17 protein-coding genes are annotated in these 19,262 nt (G+C 64.3%); 5 read left to right on the top strand and 12 right to left on the bottom strand.

The genetic code is table 11. The features are described 5' to 3' along the window. Positions 1-4 precede the first annotated feature (4 nt). Entirely contained in the window at positions 5-667 is a 663-nt protein-coding gene (locus tag O4220_RS10805) for a DUF429 domain-containing protein (RefSeq protein ID WP_269604000.1), read from the top strand. Between the two features lie 74 nt (positions 668-741). On the opposite strand, the gene O4220_RS10800 is transcribed toward O4220_RS10805, so the two are convergent. Next, positions 742-1,359, bottom strand: coding sequence for a DsbA family protein (locus O4220_RS10800; protein WP_269603998.1), 618 nt, complete (start codon positions 1,357-1,359; stop codon positions 742-744). Between the two features lie 157 nt (positions 1,360-1,516). Between O4220_RS10800 and pepN the strand changes: the two genes are divergently transcribed. Next, positions 1,517-4,090, top strand: a complete 2,574-nt coding sequence (gene pepN, locus O4220_RS10795; protein ID WP_269603996.1) for an aminopeptidase N — start codon at positions 1,517-1,519, stop codon at positions 4,088-4,090. A gap of 89 nt (positions 4,091-4,179) precedes the next feature. Here pepN and O4220_RS10790 read toward each other — a convergent pair whose 3' ends face one another. The 3 genes from O4220_RS10790 to O4220_RS10780 all read right to left on the bottom strand — a co-directional run bounded on the left by O4220_RS10790 (position 4,180) and on the right by O4220_RS10780 (position 5,639). Beyond that, a complete protein-coding gene (locus tag O4220_RS10790; protein ID WP_269603993.1) occupies positions 4,180-4,656 on the bottom strand; it encodes a DUF5130 family protein in 477 nt (158 codons plus the stop codon). Beyond that, positions 4,643-4,894 carry a hypothetical protein gene (locus O4220_RS10785; RefSeq protein ID WP_042939092.1) on the bottom strand — a complete coding sequence of 84 codons (252 nt, stop codon included), beginning with the start codon at positions 4,892-4,894 and terminating at the stop codon, positions 4,643-4,645. The genes O4220_RS10790 and O4220_RS10785 overlap by 14 nt, the downstream gene beginning before the upstream one ends. An 82-nt stretch (positions 4,895-4,976) precedes the next feature. After that, positions 4,977-5,639 carry an HNH endonuclease gene (locus O4220_RS10780; protein ID WP_196249161.1) on the bottom strand — a complete coding sequence of 221 codons (663 nt, stop codon included), beginning with the start codon at positions 5,637-5,639 and terminating at the stop codon, positions 4,977-4,979. Between the two features lie 231 nt (positions 5,640-5,870). On the opposite strand from O4220_RS10780, the gene O4220_RS10775 reads away from it, so the two are divergent. Continuing rightward, positions 5,871-6,830 (top strand): mechanosensitive ion channel family protein, encoded by a 960-nt coding sequence (locus O4220_RS10775; protein WP_269604575.1) that lies wholly within the window; start codon positions 5,871-5,873, stop codon positions 6,828-6,830. Between the two features lie 63 nt (positions 6,831-6,893). Further along, positions 6,894-7,289 carry a globin gene (locus O4220_RS10770; protein ID WP_269603988.1) on the top strand — a complete coding sequence of 132 codons (396 nt, stop codon included), beginning with the start codon at positions 6,894-6,896 and terminating at the stop codon, positions 7,287-7,289. A 16-nt stretch (positions 7,290-7,305) separates the two neighbouring features. Here the strand turns inward: O4220_RS10770 and O4220_RS10765 are convergent, their stop codons facing one another. Continuing rightward, positions 7,306-7,764 (bottom strand): cupin domain-containing protein, encoded by a 459-nt coding sequence (locus O4220_RS10765; protein ID WP_269603986.1) that lies wholly within the window; start codon positions 7,762-7,764, stop codon positions 7,306-7,308. Between the two features lie 211 nt (positions 7,765-7,975). Between O4220_RS10765 and O4220_RS10760 the strand changes: the two genes are divergently transcribed. Continuing rightward, positions 7,976-9,559, top strand: a complete 1,584-nt coding sequence (locus O4220_RS10760; protein ID WP_269603984.1) for a glycoside hydrolase family 13 protein — start codon at positions 7,976-7,978, stop codon at positions 9,557-9,559. Here the strand turns inward: O4220_RS10760 and O4220_RS10755 are convergent. The 7 genes from O4220_RS10755 to O4220_RS10725 all read right to left on the bottom strand — a co-directional run bounded on the left by O4220_RS10755 (position 9,556) and on the right by O4220_RS10725 (position 19,258). Then, positions 9,556-10,245 carry a hypothetical protein gene (locus O4220_RS10755; protein ID WP_269603982.1) on the bottom strand — a complete coding sequence of 230 codons (690 nt, stop codon included), beginning with the start codon at positions 10,243-10,245 and terminating at the stop codon, positions 9,556-9,558. The genes O4220_RS10760 and O4220_RS10755 overlap by 4 nt on opposite strands. Continuing rightward, on the bottom strand, positions 10,238-10,702 hold the full coding sequence (locus O4220_RS10750) for an acyl-CoA thioesterase (RefSeq protein WP_269603979.1): 465 nt from the start codon (positions 10,700-10,702) through the stop codon (positions 10,238-10,240). The genes O4220_RS10755 and O4220_RS10750 overlap by 8 nt, the downstream gene beginning before the upstream one ends. A 55-nt stretch (positions 10,703-10,757) precedes the next feature. Next, positions 10,758-15,611, bottom strand: a complete 4,854-nt coding sequence (locus tag O4220_RS10745; RefSeq protein WP_269604573.1) for an NAD-glutamate dehydrogenase — start codon at positions 15,609-15,611, stop codon at positions 10,758-10,760. Between the two features lie 126 nt (positions 15,612-15,737). Beyond that, positions 15,738-16,163, bottom strand: coding sequence for an acyl-CoA thioesterase (locus tag O4220_RS10740; protein ID WP_269603977.1), 426 nt, complete (start codon positions 16,161-16,163; stop codon positions 15,738-15,740). A 1-nt stretch (position 16,164) separates the two neighbouring features. Further along, complete coding sequence (ettA, locus tag O4220_RS10735; RefSeq protein ID WP_269603975.1) at positions 16,165-17,844, bottom strand: energy-dependent translational throttle protein EttA; 1,680 nt, start codon at positions 17,842-17,844, stop codon at positions 16,165-16,167. Positions 17,845-17,970: 126 nt separating this feature from the next. Further along, positions 17,971-18,456 (bottom strand): single-stranded DNA-binding protein, encoded by a 486-nt coding sequence (locus O4220_RS10730; RefSeq protein ID WP_269603973.1) that lies wholly within the window; start codon positions 18,454-18,456, stop codon positions 17,971-17,973. A gap of 169 nt (positions 18,457-18,625) precedes the next feature. Continuing rightward, positions 18,626-19,258, bottom strand: coding sequence for an IMPACT family protein (locus tag O4220_RS10725; protein WP_269603971.1), 633 nt, complete (start codon positions 19,256-19,258; stop codon positions 18,626-18,628). Positions 19,259-19,262: the final 4 nt, after the last annotated feature.

The following is a 19,262-nucleotide window of genomic DNA, read 5'->3' as shown; positions in this document are numbered from 1 at the left end:
ACAGGTGAACTCACGAGCCGAGAAATTCGCCGGTGTCGACGGCGCGAAGGGTGCGTGGGTGGTTGCAGTCTTCGACGGCTCGAGATTGACGTGGAAGGCCTGCTCGTCCGTCACCGAGGTGTTGGAGCACACCCGAGGCTGCGCGCGAGTGGGCGTCGACATGCCACTGTCTCTGCCGGTGGACGGCTATCGGATCAGCGAACTCGAGGCGAAGGCGTTTCTCGGCCGGGCGCGAAGCTCCATATTTCACACGCCTGTCGTCGACGTTCTCGATGCCTCGACGTACGAGCAGGCCTGCGCACTCTCGCGGAGCATCACCGGCAAAGCGATCAGCAAGCAGACCTGGCACATCCTGCCTGCTGTGCAGGCATGGCGCGAGGCGGATTTCGATCCGGACATCTACGTCGAGGTCCATCCCGAATGTTCGTTCCGGGCAATGTCACCGACGACGACGTTCGCATCGAAGAAGAGCGGCCGCGGCGTCGGACAGCGCGTGTCCGCTCTCGAACGGTGGAGCAAGCATCTCGAACTGGGCGACCTCCCTGACGGGCCGGTCGTCGACGACTTTCTCGACGCCGCGGCAGCGGCGTGGTCGGCCAGGCGATTCCACGTCGGCGAGCACCGAGTGTTCGGTACCGCCGACGCGTCGGATCGCATCGTCGCCTAGCTGCACGACCCAGCTCCCCTGTGCGTGAAAATCCTTCTCCTGCTACGGATTTTCACGTACGAGGGCTTCTGCGATCAGTCGAACTGCGGATCCTCGTCACGCGTGCGCTTGAGCTCGAAGAAGTGCGGGTACGACGCGAAGATCACCGACGCGTCCCACAGCTTGCCTGCCTCTTCGCCGCGCGGGATTCGTGAGATCACCGGGCCGAAGAACGCGACTCCGTTGACGTGGATGGTCGGGGTGCCCACGTCGGGGCCCACCTTGTCCATCCCTGCGTGATGGCTGGTGCGCAGGTCCTCGTCGTACTCGGTGCTCTCGGCTGCCTTCGCAAGATCGGCAGGCAAGTCCAGTTCGGCCAACGACTCCGCGATGACGACGTCGAAATCCTTGTTGCCCTCGTTGTGGATTCGCGTACCCATGGCGCTGTACAGCGGCGAGAGGATCTCGTCCCCCTTCAGCTTCGCGGCCGCGATCGCCACCCGAACCGGACCCCACGCCTTCTTCATCATCGCGGCGTATTCCTCGGGCAGATCGCGGCCCTCGTTGAGTACGGCCAGGCTCATCACATGGAAGTTCACGTCGATGTCTCGCACCTGCTGCACCTCGAGGATCCAGCGCGAGGTTATCCAGCACCACGGGCACAGTGGGTCGAACCAAAAATCCGCGGTGTCTTTCTGTCCTGAACCGGCCACTGTCTACTCCTTGGAAGTCGAGGTCAACATCTCTTCTTGCGGTAACAACCGCCCACCGCGCATACATTCCGCACTACCGGTCGGCCAGCGCGAGCCACTCGTGACGTGATGGGATGGACAGCACTATCCATAACTACACGAAGAGGTGTCGACTGAAGTGGTTGCTCCCAACCTGACGCGTGACCAAGCCTCCGAACGTTCGGCGATCATCGGGGAAACGAAGTACGCGATCGTTCTCGATCTCACCGACGGCGAGGGCAATCCGGGCGAGAAGACGTTCCGCTCGCTCACCACCATCACGTTCGCGGCCACCGCCGGATCGTCGACTTTCGTGGACATCATTGCGAGCACGATTCGCTCCGCGACGCTCAACGGCACCGCCCTCGACACTGCGAACTACGACGAGTCGACGGGCATCGCACTCGAGAATCTCGCCGAACACAACGAACTCGTGATCGACGCGGACTGCCTCTACTCGCACACCGGTGAGGGCCTGCATCGATTCGTCGACCCGTCGGACGGTTCGGTGTACCTGTACTCGCAGTTCGAGACAGCCGACGCCAAGCGCATGTTCGCCTGCTTCGATCAGCCCGATCTCAAGGCCACTTTCGATCTGAAGGTCACCGCTCCCGAGAGCTGGACCGTGATCTCCAACGCCGCGCACGGTGCCGAGCCTGCCGCGGGAGAACACGTATTCGACACGACCCCGCTGATGAGTACCTATCTCGTCGCGCTGATCGCCGGACCGTACGCGGAGTGGACCGACTCGTACACCGACGACCACGGCACCATTCCGCTCGGAATCTATTGCCGCGCTACGCTTGCGGAGCACATGGACGCGGAACGCCTGTTCACCGAGACCAAGCAGGGCTTCGGTTTCTACCACGAGAACTTCGGCACCCCGTACGCTTTCGGCAAGTACGACCAGCTCTTCGTACCGGAGTTCAACGCCGGTGCCATGGAGAACGCCGGCGCCGTCACGTACCTCGAGGACTATGTCTTCCGGTCCAAGGTGACACGCGCCTCGTACGAGCGTCGCGCCGAGACCGTGCTGCACGAGATGGCGCACATGTGGTTCGGCGATCTGGTGACCATGACGTGGTGGGACGACCTGTGGCTCAACGAATCGTTCGCCACGTTCGCCTCGGTTCTCTGCCAGTCCGAGGCTACCGAGTACTCGAACGCATGGACCACCTTCGCCAACGTCGAGAAGGCATGGGCGTACCGCCAGGACCAGTTGCCCTCGACACATCCCATCGCAGCGGACATCCCCGACCTGGCCGCGGTGGAGGTCAACTTCGACGGCATCACCTATGCCAAGGGCGCGAGTGTGCTCAAGCAGCTGGTGGCCTATGTGGGTAAGGAAGACTTCCTGGCCGGGCTGCGGGCCTACTTCGTCGACCACGCCTTCGCCAATGCCACCTTCTCGGATCTGCTTGCTGCACTCGAGAAGTCGTCGGGTCGCGACCTGTCCGACTGGGGCACGCAATGGCTGCGGACCACTGGCCTCAACACCCTGAGCCCGGACTTCGACGTCGATGCCGACGGCAAGTTCACACGCTTCGCGATTCGTCAGAGCGGTGCCGCGCCGGGTGCAGGCGAGCATCGAGTCCACCGCATCGCCGTCGGCATCTACGACGACGTCGACGGCAAGCTCGTGCGAACCGACCGAGTGGAACTCGATCTCGAGGCAGCCGAATCGACGAATGTCGATGCGCTGGTCGGCGTATCGCGAGGCAAGCTGGTGCTGGTCAACGACGACGACCTGACGTACTGCGCGGTGCGTCTGGACCCGGATTCGCTCGAGACACTCCTGTCTCGGATCGGCGACATCGCCGAGCCACTCCCCCGCACCCTCGCGTGGTCGGCAGCGTGGGAGATGACTCGATCGGCCGAGATGAAGGCCCGAGATTTTGTTGCCCTCGTCCAGCGCGGAATCGGCGGCGAGACCGAAGTGGGTGTGGTGCAACGCCTTCTGTTGCAGGCACAGACTGCCATCACCAGCTACGCAGATCCGGCGTGGGCGGCCGAACACGGCACCCCCGAGTTCGCCGATGCGCTGCTGGAACTGGCGCGCAGCGCCGAGGCGGGCTCGGATCACCAACTGGCGTTCGTCAACGCTCTCACCGGTACCGAACTCCACGACCGCCACCTCGAGGTGCTGCGTGCCCTGCTCGACGGCGATGCCGACGGTCAGTCCCTGTCCGGCCTCGGAGTCGACACCGACCTGCGGTGGCGAATCGTCACGGCGCTGGCCGCGGCCGGAGCGATCGACTCCGACGGGCTCGACTCCCCGGTCATCGACGCAGAAGCCAGCACGGACAACACTGCCGCCGGAGCGAGGTCGGCCGCGGCTGCGCGGGCCGCTCGACCGAGCGCAGAGGTCAAGGAGCAGGCCTGGACGACTGTCGTCGACGACGACTCGGTGCCCAACATCACGGCGCGCTCGATCATCGGCGGCTTCGTAGGGCCCGGCCAGGGCGAGTTGCTCGAGCCCTACGTCGCCCGCTACTTCGATGCCATCGAGGGTGTCTGGTCGCGTCGATCCAGCGAGGTCGCGCAGACCGTCGTGATCGGGCTGTACCCCTCCTGGTCGATCAGCGAACAGTCGCTCGCGGCCGCGGACAGGTTCCTGGACGGCGATCTGCCTCCGGCACTCCGTCGCCTGGTGATCGAGGGACGGGCCGGCGTCGTCCGGGCTCTCGCAGCGCGGGAGTTCGACGCGAGCTGATCTCTCCACAGACACGACCAGGGCCGGTTGCTTCACCGCGAGGTGTAGCAACCGGCCCTGGTCGTGAAATCGCGCTCAGGTGGTGAAGGCTAGGGACTGAGGATGGACGCGGCCATCACCCGCACGGAGGCGACGAGACCGTCGATCAGGTTGCCGTCACGGAACGGGCCGAGAGCGGCCGTCACACCCAACTGCGCAACCCGGTCGGTCGCTCGGTTGGACACTCGCTTGCCACTGCGAATCTCCAGGGCGCGGCGGTTGGGGTCGACGGCGATCAGAATCGATCGAACAGCGTCGGGTGTACCGGGAAACACCGACTCGACACCCACGGCCGGATCGTCTCCGAGATCACCGATGTAGATGTTGAACCGAATCTTGGTCTGCCGAGTCGCCTCGGTCAGCGCGTCGTCGAGGGCCACCAGTTCCTGCGTCGCAAACGGCAGGTGCTCTGGATTGACCGTTCCGAACTCGTGAGCGGCCGAGACGCGACCACTCGCTGTCACAGCAGCCCCGAACGGCAGGTCCTCTTCCTTGATGTCGCTGCGGACGAGTTCACCACTTGCCACTTGCAGCACCTCCGATCGAGTCGGCTGCGTCGGCATCGTGCGATCCGTGGCCTCCGAAGGGAGTCACCTCGTCCGTTGCGCTCCACAGCAATGGCTCGCGCGTCCACTCGTCCGTCAGTCGGTAAGGAGGAACATCCATACCGGGCTGCTTGTCGGTCAGGTAGGACAACGCGCCGATGAGTCCGATCACCGCAACCGGAATCACCACGAAAATCAGCGTGGTCTCAAAAATGCTCACAGGGTGTGACGTTAGTCGACAATTGCGCGTCGGACCACGTCGGGGCCGGTGTTGTGACCGAAATGGTCACACAGGTCGACCGTCAGGCCGCACCCTCGCCGAGATACGCCAGCCAACTGGGATCCAACTCCTTCGTCGTCGCCAACAGACGCCAGTGCGGACCTTTCGGCGGCACCAGCTGCGCGCGCAACGTCCACCCGATCTCACTGAGGAGTTTGTCGGCCTTACGGTGATTGCACGACGCACAACACGCGACGCAGTTCTCCCAGGAGTGACCGCCTCCGCGGCTTCGCGGCACCACGTGATCGACCGTCTCGGCCTTGCTCCCGCAGTACGCGCACCGAAAGCGGTCGCGATGCATCAGCGCGGCGCGTGTCATAGGCACTCGTGCCCGATACGGAACGCGGACGAAGGTCCGCAGCCTGATCACCGACGGCACCTGCACCGAGAATCCGGCCGATCGAATGAACGGTCCTTCCGGATCGTCGTGCACCACGTCGGCCTTGCCACAAACGAGAAGAACCACCGCCCGGCGCATCGGAAGCGCGGTCAGTGGTTCGAAGGTGGCGTTGAGGAGCAGCACACGGCGCTTGACCCACGCCGGTACGGCGTCGTCGCCCGTGGCATCGTGGGCCGTCGGCACCACGCGCAGCGGAGAAGCCCCCGAGGCCGTCTCACGCTGGTCGTGCGCGATGCGGCCCTCAGTGGGCGGGAGTTGTCGATGGCGGTGTTGCGAGTTCTTCATGCGTTACTCCAGAAGCAGTCGGCGCCCGCGCATGGCTTGCGTGGAACACGATTCACAGTGGAACACGAATGCACCGCCCGCGCACAGCCTTTTTCTCCGCATTTCCTGTTGCCGAAAGGTGAACATTTCGCCTCCTCGCGCTCGGCACGGCCGAACGGCACCGCCATGCGCTGCACGACTGGCGAGAATTCTGGGTCTCCGTAGACTTTTCGGGTGTCTGTATCAACCCTTCTGTCCGCATCACCCCTTTCCGAACCGTCGCTTCTGCGGGAGCTCGACACCCGAGCATTCGAGCTGACGGATACCGGTCGCGACTGGCTGGTCGATCGGCCGCTGCAGGTCCTGGGTTATCTGGTCCTCGCCGTCGTGCTGCGTCTGGTCCTGCACCGGATGATCAGACGTTTCACCGACAACAGCGGCGGAAAGTCGCCGATCCTGCTGCGCCCGCTTCGCGACCGTTCGTCCGGCACCGTCAAGGGCGCAATCCTCAACGAGCGGCGCAAACAACGGGCCAGCACGATCGGCTCGGTGCTCAAGTCTGCCGTCTCGGTCATGATTCTCACCTGGTTCGTGCTCTCGGTTCTCGACGTCATCGGCGTCAACGTCGCACCGTTCATCGCGTCCGCAGGAATCGTGGGTGTCGCACTCGGATTCGGTGCCCAGAACCTGGTGCGAGACTTCCTGTCCGGAATCTTCATGCTGCTCGAGGATCAGTACGGAGTCGGCGACGTCGTCGACCTCGGTGAGGCCACCGGCACCGTCGAGAGCGTGGGTTTGCGGGTCACCACGATCAGAGACATCAACGGCACGGTGTGGTACTGCCGCAACGGCGAAGTTCTGCGCGTGGGCAACATGAGCCAGGGCTTCGCGGTCGCCGTTCTGGATCTCCCCATCTCGCACACGGCGAACATCGAGCACGCCTGCGCGGTGGCCGAACGCACCACAGCGGCGTTGGTGAAGTCCGGCGATTTCGAGAACGACATCCTGGAACCGCCCGAGATGCTCGGAGTCAACGCGGTCAGCGCAGACACAGTCACCATCCGCATCACGATCAAAACGCGTCCAGGACGCCAGTGGGCCGTCCAGCGCCGCCTCCATCAGGACATCCTCGAATCGTTCGACGATGCAGGCGTGAAGGCGCCGTATGCGTTGGGCCGTCCGGGTGGGGTCGCGGCCGACTCGGGCTCCTGAGGGACAATGATCGGTAGCGACGCCGATCGAGGCCACTGTCGAACGCAAAAAAGAGAGAGTGTGATGACCGAACCGCAGCAGACGTTCTACGACGCGGTCGGCGGTGCCGAGACGTTTCGGTTGCTCACGGCGAAGTTCTACGAAGAAGTCGCCAAGGACGAGATCGTCCGCCCGCTGTATCCCGAGGAGGATCTCGGACCGGCCGAACGGCGGATGCGGATGTTCCTCGAACAGTACTGGGGCGGTCCGCGAACCTACTCGGACGAACGTGGCCATCCGCGATTGCGGATGCGGCACAACCCTTTTCGGATCGGACCGATCGAACGAGATGCGTGGCTCCGATGCATGCACATCGCGATCGCATCCATCGACGCGTCGGTCTTGGACGCAGCACACCGCGCGCAGCTCACCGACTACATGGACATGGCCGCGAATTCGATGGTCAACTCGGCTATCTGAGAAAAAGAGCTGCTGGTTACAGCGATCCGACCCGTTGCGCTTTCGCACCCTTGGAGCCGCTCCTCAGTCGGGCACGCAGGCCACCGGCAACCTTGAGCGCAAAGCTCAACGGGCGGGGCAGATGTTGCCGGAGGATGGCGTGTTTGCGCACGTAGTTCTCCACGTGCCATTCGGTCCAGGTGCCCGCGCGAAAGAGCGCAGCATCTCCGGCGACCAGAGTGCGCGGTGCGTGGTCGTCACTCGAGACGGTCACCGAACCATCCATGATGTGCACGATCTCGTCGACCGCGAAGAACCAGCGGAAACGGCCGGCCGTGCAGTCCCAGACATTGGTGGTCGTCGTGCCGTCGATGCTCTTCGACCACTCGGCGACGCGCGCCTGCGGGTTCCCTTCGAGAATCCAGGTCGGCTCGATGGGACTGTCACCCAGCGCGATGTCTCCGAGCCGTACGGCTTCTATGGTCGACGTAGTCATGGCTTCGGTCGCGTCCTCACCGTCGGGCGCGGCTTGAAGCCGCTGCTGGTTTCCGATGCAGAACATACAACACTTTCCAAAGCAACAGGCACGTGTCGGTCATGTGAATGAGCACAAAGCTTTACTCGACGTTGACCGAGACTGATCGGTCCGATCGGCCCCAGCGCCCCTGAATCGTTATGCGGGCGGTCGTTTGGCACTATTGCCACTTGTGACCGATCCGATCGAAAGCTCCGAGTTGTTGTGGTGGCAGGATGCCGTCTTCTACCAGATCTATCCCCGGTCTTTCGCGGACTCCAACGGTGACGGGGTCGGCGACCTCGACGGCATTCGGGACAAGCTCGGCTACCTCGAATTGCTGGGGATCGACGCCGTTTGGATCGGCCCCATCACCCGATCGCCGATGGCCGATCACGGATACGACGTGTCCGATCCCCGCGACATCGATCCCCTGTTCGGAAGCCTCGAGATCTTCGATGCGCTGGTCGACGAGGCGCATGCTCGCGACATCAAGGTCACGATGGATCTGGTGCCCAATCACACCAGCATCGAGCATCCGTGGTTCCGGTCGGCGCTGACGGCGCCGCGCGGTAGTGCCGAGCGTGCCCGCTACATCTTTCGCGACGGCCGCGGTGACGACGGTTCGCAACCGCCGAACAACTGGCCGAGCATCTTCGGTGGCCCGGCCTGGACCCGCACCACCGAGCCCGACGGCACCCCGGGCCAGTGGTACCTGCACATCTTCGCGCCCGAGCAACCGGATCTGAACTGGGACAACCCCGAAGTGTTCGAGGATTTCGCGCGCACCTTGAGGTTCTGGCTCGCCCGCGGAGTGGACGGATTCCGACTCGACGTGGCGCACGGCATGGCCAAACCGGCAGACCTGGCCGACATGAGTCTCGAACTCAATGCGCTGATGAAGAACGATGACGACGATCCTCGGTTCAACAATCCCCACGTGCACGACCTGCATCGACGAATCAGAGCCGTCATGGACGAATTTCCAGGAACGGTGACCGTCGGCGAGATCTGGGTTCAGGACAATGTCCGGTTCTCCGAATACATCAGGCCGGACGAGCTGCACCTGGGATTCAACTTTCGGCTGGCAAGTGTCGATTTCGACGCCGAGACCATCCGTGACGCCATCTCCAACTCACTCGCCGCTGTCGAGCTCGTCGACGGCACTCCGACGTGGACGCTGTCCAACCACGACGTCGAACGTGAGGTCACCAGGTACGGCGGCGGGGATGTCGGCCGCACCCGCGCTCGCGCCATGATCCTGGTCGAATTGGCTCTTCCCGGAACGATCTTCGTCTACAACGGTGCCGAGCTCGGGCTGCCCAACGTGCAACTGCCCGACAGTGCGCTTCAGGACCCGGTGTGGGAGCGCTCGGGGCACGCCGAACGGGGACGCGACGGCTGCCGGGTGCCGATGCCCTGGGAAGGACACGAGCCGCCGTTCGGGTTCTCCTCCACCGATCGAACCTGGTTGCCGATGCCGCCGGAGTGGGACGGGCACACCGCCGAAGCGCAACTCGAAGACGTCCACTCGATGCTGAGTCTGTACCGCACGGCTTTCGAGCTCCGAGCTCTGCGTCCGGAATTCACCGGTGCCGGAATCGATTGGTACGGAGCGCCCCCGGGTTGCCTGGCGTTCCGTCGACGTGGAGGTCTCATCTGCGCCCTGAACGCATCCGACGAGCCGATCCCCCTGCCCCCCGGCGAGTTACTGCTTGCCAGTGCACCACTGGTGAACGGCCGACTCGACGCCAACGCTGCCGCCTGGCTCGTCTAGCGCTCCACCGTCAGCGACAGCTGGTGGCCCGCGCGGCGAACGTACACCGAACCGTAGCGGGCATCGAGGCGTAACCACACTCGGGATACGCGTACCCGAACCACCTCGTCGGCGGCGATCCGGTCCGGATCGACGTCGATCGTCATGGGGTCGCTGCCACTGTGGGGAACGAATCCCATTGCCGTCAAGGCAAATACGGTGCGCATCGAGATCGACACTTCATCGACGTCGCCGGCGACGTGCAGCACCTCCTGTTCGAGCAGCGAACTCGGCGGGCCATGGCTGCTGCCGTGCTCCTTCGCCAGTGCCGCACCGCGTTGCGCAAGCCCGACGAGTACCCGGGCGGGCACATCGTCGAGGTGCTCGAATCCGCCGTCCGGGGGTAGTGCCCCACGCCATGCAGAGTCCATCGAGAATCCTGGGTCCACCACGCCGTCGTCCGCGTGCTGCAGCGCGGCGGCCAAGACGTCGGCACCCGCGCACGTATCGTCGGGCACCACGGTACCGGTGACCACCCGCGCCGCCAGGGCATCGAATCCGGTGACCGCCCAACAGGACACGCCCCCGCCCGCACGCGTTCGCATGCGGATCACCGCCGCCTCGTCCAATCGCAATGCCTTGGTGCAGAACGTCGCCAGATTGTCTCGATCGACCGCTTCGGGAACGGTCAGTACGCGCTCATACACGCTGCCAGCTCACCAGAAACGCACGCTCTTCCGGGGTGAGCCGGCGCAGCCGCTGTGCATCGATGTCGAAGGCTGCGATCTGCGTCGAAGCGACCACCGCCGCCGGAGTCTCCAGCGATGCACCCCGCGCCCGCACCTCGTATCCCACGACGAAGTCCACCGCACGGACCGCATCGATCCACATGAAGACATCGAGGGGACCGTCCTCGTGCCGAAGCTGACCTCGATACTTCACGTGCAGATCTGCGATCACCGCTCCGTGTCGGAGATTTGCCGTCGGCCTGCCGTCCACCAAGAGCCATGGGATGCGCGCCTCTTCGAGAAGCGTCACCATCCGGGCATGGTTGATGTGTTGGTACACATCCATATCCGACCACCGCACATCCACAGCGGCATGGAAGCCCACTCGCTCGGTTGCAGGTCGTTTGTCGGACAGATGGTCGTCGGGCACACTCACGTGGTCGTTCCCTCTTCTCGGTCGAGTGTCGCGGATTCGATATCTCCGGATTCGGTCAGGGCATCATGTTGCGGACCTGGCGGGCGGCAACCGACAGCGTTGCCAAGTCCAGGGTTCCCGACTCGGCGATCTCGGTCAACGCAGCACGCGACCTCGCCAGGCGGGAGGAGTTGGTCGATTCCCACTCCGCGATCTTTTCTGCCACCGACTCGTCCGGTTCGCCACCGGCCAGCACGGCCTGCGTGATTCCTCTCAGCGAGGAATACAGGTCGTCGCGAAGAGCCAAGCGCGCCAACGAGTGCCAACGATCACCGCGGGCCAGTTTGGAGACGGCCGACAGCAGCCAGTCGATTCCGATGTGCGCGTCGAGAGCGAAGTAGAGCTCGGCAACCTCGGCTCCGTCTCGATCGACGATGTCCGCGATATCGATGATGTCGAGTAGGCAGTACACGTCGAGCAGGCCGTAGATGCGCCGGGCCAGCCCGGCCGGTGCGCCACGTTCGATCGCGGCTGCCGACCGCACGTCCAGATCACTGGCCTGGTGCCCGGAGATCCACGTGGATACCGACGGTTGCAGGGCCCGTACCTGACCGGCGTACCGACTGATCTCCGCTCCGACAGCCAAGGGCTGTGGGCGGTTGGCCAGCAGCCAGCGCGACACACGGTCGAGCATGCGACGCGATTCGAGCAGCAATTCGGCCGAGACTGCGGTCGGCACATCTGCGGCACGGATGGAATTCCAGACCTCGTCGAGTCCGAATATCTCGGTGGCTGCGGCAAACGCACGAATGGCGTCGGTGCCCGCCGCACCGGAATCCTCGGTCAGCCTGTAGGGGAACGTGATTCCGCCGCAATCGATGGCTTCGTTGGCCAGTGTCGTCGCCACCAGCTGACGCCGGAGCGGATGCGCCTTGATCGCCTCGGCGTACGGCACCCGCAGCGGTTCGGGGAAGTACTTGGGCAACCGCGGAGCAAAGACGTCGCTGTCGGGGAGCTCGCTGTCGAGCAGCTCGGCTTCCAACGCAAGCTTCACATGCGCCATCAACGTGGCAAGTTCCGGCGACGTCAGTCCTCGACCGTCCTGCTTTCGTCGTCGTAGATCGGCATCCGCCGGCAGGGCCTCGAGCTCACGATCGAGTCCCCGACGTACCTCCAGATCCTCGATCACCCGACTGTGCACGGTGACGAGACTGGGCGCGTCGAACCTGGACGTGCCAAGCAGTTCGTTCTGCATGATGTTGTCCCACAACACCAGTCGGCCCACCTCGTCGGTCATGGATGCGAGCAACTCGTCTCGGTCCTCACGTGCCAGGTTGCCGTTGGTGATGGCCGTCTCCAGCAGAATCTTGATGTTGACCTCGTGGTCGGAGCAGTCGACGCCCGCAGAGTTGTCGATGGCGTCGGTGTTGATCTTGCCGCCGGCTGCGGCGTATTCGATACGCCCCAGTGCGGTGGCACCGAGGTTGCCACCCTCCCCCACGACGGCAGCCCGTACATCGATCCCGTCGACGCGAACAGCGTCGTTGGCCTTGTCGCCCACCTCGGCGTTGGTCTCGGTGGATGCCTTGATGTAGGTGCCGATTCCGCCGTTCCACAGCAGATCGGCGGGTGCCTTCAGGATCGCGTTCACCAATTCCGGCGGAGACAGCGACTCGACCGAGTCCCCGAGCCCGAGCGCCGCACGCGCTGCTGCGCTGATGGGAACCGACTTGCGTGTCCGCTCCCACACTCCGCCACCCTCGCTGATCAGCGAGGTGTCGTAGTCCGCCCACGACGACCTCGGCAGCGCGAACAGGCGCTCCCGCTCGGCGAACGACGATTCCCGCTCCGGGTTGGGATCGAGAAAGATGTGCCGATGATCGAAAGCGGCGAGCAGGCGAATGTGCCGACTCAACAGCATGCCGTTACCGAAGACGTCCCCGCTCATGTCGCCGACGCCGACGACGGTGAAATCCTGACTCTGCGTGTCGATTCCGAGCTCGCGGAAGTGCCGCTTGACGCTTTCCCACGCGCCCTTGGCCGTGATGCCCATGGCCTTGTGGTCGTAGCCCGCCGACCCACCGGAGGCGAAGGCGTCGCCGAGCCAGAAGCCGTACTGCGCGGCAACGTCGTTGGCCATGTCGGAGAACGTCGCGGTGCCCTTGTCTGCGGCGACGACGAGGTAGGTGTCGTCTCCGTCGCGACGCACGACGCCCTCGGGTACCGACACCGAACCTGTTGCACGATCGAGATTGTCGGTGATGTCGAGAAGGCCGGCGATGAACAGCCGATAGCAGGCCTTGCCTTCCTCGGCGTATGCCTGGCGATCTCGATCGGCGTCACCGGTCACGACGGGGGGCCGCTTGACGACGAATCCGCCCTTGGCGCCGACCGGAACGATGACGGCGTTCTTGACCATCTGCGCTTTCGCCAGCCCGAGAATCTCCGTGCGGAAGTCCTCACGTCGATCCGACCAGCGCAGGCCGCCGCGGGCCACGGCACCGAACCGTAGGTGGACTCCCTCGACGCGGGGCGAGTAGACGAAGATCTCGAATTTCGGCTTGGGCTTGGGCAATTCGGCGATCGACTGCGGGTCGAACTTGAGCGAGAGGTACTGACGACGGCCGCCGTCGGCTCCCACCACGAAATGGTTGGTGCGTAGTGTCGCGCGGATCAGCTCGAACATGCTGCGCAGAATGCGGTCGGCGTCGAGGCTGACGACCTGGTCGATCAGCTCCCCCAGCTGGGTGCCGATCGCCTGCGCGTTCTCCTCGGAGCTCACCTCGGGGTCGAACTGCGCCTCGAACAGGCCGACGAGCAACCGCGCCGTACGCGGATGCGTCAGCAGTACACCCTCGATGTTGAACTGACTGTAAGGAAAACCGGCCTGGCGCAGGTACTTTGCGTACGCGCGCAACACCACTGCCTGCCGCCAGTGCAGGCCGGCACGCATCACCAGCTCGTTGAACCGGTCTGCCTCGGCCTGCCCGCTCCACACCGCTGCGAATGCATCGGTGAAGCGGTGCTGAACCCGGCTCTCACGGTCGGCGGTACCCGCCTCGGACAGCTCTGCGTCGATGTCGCCGTCGATCGCCGAGCGCAGCATCTCTCGCGACGCAGACAGCCCGAAATCGTAGATCCAGCAAGACATTCCGTCCGGTCGCACCACCGGGTACGGCCGTTCGTCGTCCACCTCGACACCGAGGCTCTGCAGGATGGGCAACACCTGAGACAACGAGACGCCCGCGCCGCCGATGTAAAGCGAGAAACGCCAGCTGCCCACCGCCGACTGCTCGTTGCGATAGAGCTGCATGTCGATCGACTCGTCGCCGAGCGCTTCGAGGCGAGCAATGTCTGTCACGGCTCTTGCCGGACTGAAGTCCTGCTTGTAGGCCTCAGGGAACGCATCGGTGTACCGCTGAATCCGCAGCGGATCGACCGTACGGTCGAGGGAGACGGCGTCGCCGAGCGAATCCTCCCAGGTTCTGGTGGTTTCGGTGAGGGCTGCTTCGATTCGATCGATGTCCTCGGCCGAGAGTTCGGTTGCCGCGGTCCCGGGTGCCCGACGCACGGTGACGTGCAACAGGGCCAGATCCGATTCCGTCACGCGCGCTGTGTAATCGAGCGAGGTACCGCCCAATTCGCGGAGCAATCGATCCTGGATGGCCAGGCGGACACGGGTGGTGTACCGATCTCGCGGCAGATACACCAGGGCGGAGACGAACGAGCCGCTTGCATCGGGCCGCACGAAGAGCTTGACCTTGCGCCGACGGCCGAGCGCCAGCACGGCACTCGCCGTCTCGAACAGCCACGACGCCGTGGTGGCGAACAGTTCCGAGCGCGGCATCGATTGCAGCACTTCGAGCATGGCCTGACCCGAGAACGATCCGAGATCGTGGCCTGCGCGGGCGATCACCGAGCGCACCCGCCGTTCGATGACCGGAATGTCGAGCACGTTCTCGTGCAGCGCAGTCACGGTGAACACGCCGACGAAACGATGTTCGGCGGACTCGTCGTCGTCGAGAACACTCACGAAGTAGGGGTAGACGGCACGATGCACAGTGGCCGGGCTCGCTCCTTGGGTCAGCGTGACAAGATCGCGCTGTCCCACAGGTTCCGAGCCGTCCACGTGATGCACCGGGTCGCGTAGGACCCCGAGGCTGCTCGACTCGTCGCCGGTCGCTGTCCGGACACCGTCGACGCGATCGATGCGGTACCGCCGGTAACCGAGCAGCGTGTAGTGGCCGTCGCCGAGCCAGCGCAGCAACGCTGCTGCGTCGCGGTGTTCGACGGCACTGCCGGTATCGGAAGCGTCGGAATCCGCAGCGTCGGTCCGCTCAGCGACATCGTCCAGGCGATCGGCGACCTCTGTCTGTACTCGACGCATCCGATCGGTGTCGCCGACCACCTGACGCACGTCGGCGAGTACGCGGCTCGCCTCCGACTGGAGCCGAGCGACCGCGTCTTCGGAGGTGGACGGATGGAGCTGAACGTGGATCCAGGACTCCTGCAATCCGTTCGAGCTCGGGCAAGTGAGTACGCCGTCGGCCGCGCGCGACACCGACAGAATCGGGTGCACCACATCGGTGTACTCGATGCCGAGACGGGCGAGAAGCGAAATGATCGATTCGACGAGGAGTGGCATGTCGTCGGTGACGATCTGCAGATAGCTTCCGGCGGCCTGCTGCGCTGCCGAACCCGAATCACTCGGTCGGTGAACAGCCACGTTCGCCGTCTCCGGCCGACGCTGGGCTGCGAGCCGGACGTGTCGGCGGAACGACGTGATGTCGGGCGCAATTACAGACGCCCCGACGGCGGTGGTGTCCACGTGCTCGAAATACTCGGCGCGCAGATTCTCCAGCTCACCCAGAAGTCGGTCGTCGAGCCCGTCGGCCCAGTCGTTGTCGGTCAGGTCCAGCGAGCGCGGCATGGTGTTCGAGTACTCCCTCGTGAGGATTTTTCCCGACGCCCGCCGATCGCCGGTCGTCGATGACTCCTCGACCTTAGTGTCGAACACTCGATTACCGCAGTGACCTCGCAGACCCAGCGCGGCGAACTACTCCTGGGACTCGGATGCGGTGACGAGATACTCCGTGAGGAGACGTCGCTCGTCCTCGCTCAGAGTGCGAGACGTGGAGGTCGCGAGATCGAAGGCGACCATCAGCGCCTCCGCCCTCGCGCAGACCGTTCCCTCGCGGTCGGTGACCACATGCTGGACGCCGTAGGAGGTGTTCCCGATCCGAGTGATCCACAGTTCGATCGCCAACGGTCCCGAGTCGTCGAGTATCGGATGCAGGAAATCGGTGGTGAGCTTACGAACCACCGCCGCGCCCCGAGGCCCCGAACCTCCCAGGACCGCGTTCAGGAACTGAACGCGGCCTTCCTGGAGGTATTCGACGAATCGGGTGTTGTTGACGTGCCCGAGGCGATCGGAATCTCCCCACCGCACCTGGAGAGTGCAGGTGAAGGTCTTTCCCGACATATCAGTCCCTGGTCAGCTTCCGGTGTGTGACGCGATGCGGACGTGCCGCGTCGGGCCCGAGACGCTCGACCTTGTTGGCCTCGTAGCCCTCGAAGTTGCCCTCGTACCAGTACCAGGCTGCTTCGTTGTCGCCGAAGCCACCTTCCCACGCCAGGATGTGCGTGCAGGTGCGGTCGAGGAACCAGCGATCGTGCGAGATGACCACGGCACAACCGGGGAATTCCTCGAGCGCGTTCTCGAGCGATCCGAGCGTTTCGACGTCGAGGTCGTTGGTCGGCTCATCGAGCAGGATCAGGTTGCCGCCCTGCTTGAGCGTCATCGCCAGGTTCAGACGGTTCCGCTCACCACCGGAGAGCACTCCGGCAGGCTTCTGCTGATCGTGGCCCTTGAATCCGAACGAGCTGATGTACGCGCGGGACGGAAACTCGGAGCTGCCGACGGTGATGAAGTCCAACCCCTCGGAGACCGTTTCCCAGACCGTCTTCTTCGAGTCGATGCCCGAGCGGTTCTGGTCGACGTAGCTGAGCTTGACGGTCTGCCCGATCTTCACCTCGCCGCCGTCCGGCTCCTCGAGCCCGACGATGGTCTTGAACAACGTCGTCTTGCCGACACCGTTGGGCCCGATGACGCCGACGATGCCGTTGCGGGGCAACGTGAACGACAGATCCTTGATCAGCACGCGGCCGTCGAAGCCCTTGTCGAGGCTCTTGACCTCGACCACGACGTCGCCGAGGCGCGGCGGGTTCGGTATCTGGATTTCGTCGAAGTCGAGCTTCCTGGTCTTCTCCGCCTCGGCAACCATCTCGTCGTAGCGAGCCAGACGAGACTTGCTCTTGGCTTGGCGAGCCTTGGCACCGGAGCGAACCCAGGCCAGTTCGTCCTTGAGCCTCTTCTGCAGCTTCTGGTCCTTCTTGCCCGACACTTCGAGGCGTGCTGCCTTCTGCTCCAGGTAGGTGGAGTAGTTGCCCTCGTACGCGTGCAGCCGACCACGGTCGACCTCGCAAATCCACTGCGCGACGTGATCGAGGAAGTACCGATCGTGGGTCACGGCGAGAATGGCACCGGCGTAGGCGGCCAGGTGCTGCTCGAGCCACAGCACGCTCTCGGCGTCGAGGTGGTTGGTCGGCTCGTCGAGCAGCAGCAGATCAGGCTTGCTCAAGAGCAACTTGCACAACGCCACACGGCGCTTCTCGCCACCGGAGAGGTTGGTGACGGGAGACTCGGGCGGCGGGCAGCGGAGTGCGTCCATCGCCTGTTCGAGCTGAGAGTCGATCTCCCAGGCATCGGCGTGGTCGAGCTTCTCCTGCAGCTCGCCCATCTCCTCCATCAGTTCGTCGGAGTAGTCGGTGGCCATCAGCTCGGCGATCTCGTTGTAGCGCTTGAGCTGGACCATCGTTTCGCCGAGACCGTCCTCGACGTTCTCGCGAACGGTCTTGGTGTCGTCGAGAACCGGCTCCTGCATGAGAATGCCGACCGAAGCACCGGGATCGAGGAACGCCTCACCGTTTCCGGGCTGATCGATTCCCGCCATGATCTTGAGGATGCTGGACTTACCGGCGCCGTTGGGGCCGACGACGCCGATCTTCGCTCCCGGATAGAAGCTCATCGTCACGTCGTCGAGGATGACTTTGTCGCCGTGCGCCTTGCGCACCTTCTTCATGGTGTAAATGAATTCAGCCATGAGGGCCAGCTTATCGGTGCGGGCGCGTCCGAACACCATCGCCCGAGAAGGTGCCGAGCCCGCATCCGCCGTCCACACTCGATCGCAGGTTCCGATGCAGCGTGAACGGCGGATGCCGGCAGTCGTTCAGGCCGGTATCGACTCTCGAACGTCCTCGTCGATCGATTCGCGGTCCGCCATCGACTCTCGATCGCTGTCGAGGGGTTCCGACGCTCCCGGATCTCCGTCCGTCGCTGCCTCGGGCACCACGGCTTTGGTCCGATGGATCGAGACGTTGCACCGCGCGAGGTCCGGTCCGACCGCACTGGCGCTCATCTCGAGATCGGCGCGCTCGAGTCCGTCCCGATTGGTGTATTCGTTGGTTCGCAACTGCCCGTAGGCGATGATCGGATCGCCCTTCATCAGTGAGGCTCCGACGCCGCGCACCAGACGGCGCCAGCACGTGACCGTCAGGTAGAGGGTTCCCCCGTCGGTCCATTCACCCGTGTTGCGGTCCTGACGCCGAGCGTTGCTGGCCATCCGAAAGCTGAGGACCTCGTCGCCGGTGGGTGTGGACCGCTTGACGGGGTTGGTGATGACGGTGCCGACCACGGCGCATTGTGCTTCGTACATGGTTCTCTGCCCTCTCGATCATAGTATCGCGTGATTGCGATCGAAATCGAGACTGCTACGCGCAGGACGTCCGTGGTGAACGTGTTCGCAAAATGTGGACAGACGCTCGCCCTGTGGATGAACGGACAGGATCGGGGGTCGTCCGACCCCGGAGTGTCGGTGGGCTGTGCTAGACCGGAATTTCCACGTACACGTGTCCGCTGTGTTCCGGGGCCACGCGCCCAGCGGTGAGCGAAGCAACAAGTGCCGCAACCGAATCGGCGTCCGCAGCCGCGACGGTCAGAACCGCACGGGCCGCGTAGGAAGTCCCCACCACGAGCACTCCGTGCCCGCGCAGTTCCGATTCGACTCGGCCCACCTCGGCGTGATCGAGTTCGAGCGTCAGGATCTCGCGCCGCTCTCGGGTGAGAAATTGCGCTCCGGTCAGCGCCTCGGTCACCGCGCCGGAGTAGGCGCGGGCCAGGCCACCGGTGCCGAGCTTGGTTCCACCGAAATATCGGCTGACCACGGCGACGACGTTCGTCAGGTGATGCCCACGCAGCACCTCGAGCATCGGCATCCCCGCCGTGCCACCGGGTTCACCGTCGTCGTTGGACCGCTCGATGCGCGAATCGGTGGCCGACGCGTCGACGATGAACGCCGAACAGTGATGCCCGGCAGCAGGATCGGCCTTACGGGCGCATCCGATCAGCACTCGCGCCTCTGCTTCGGTGGCCGCGCGATCGACGACCGCGACGAAGCGAGACTTCTTGATCTCGATCTCGCACTCGACGCGGCCCGCGATGGTCCGCAGTGGGATCACCCGG

Source organism: Rhodococcus ruber, assembly GCF_027270735.1.
GTDB lineage: Bacteria > Actinomycetota > Actinomycetes > Mycobacteriales > Mycobacteriaceae > Rhodococcoides > Rhodococcoides rubrum_A.
This window is presented reverse-complemented; position numbering and strand designations above follow the sequence as displayed.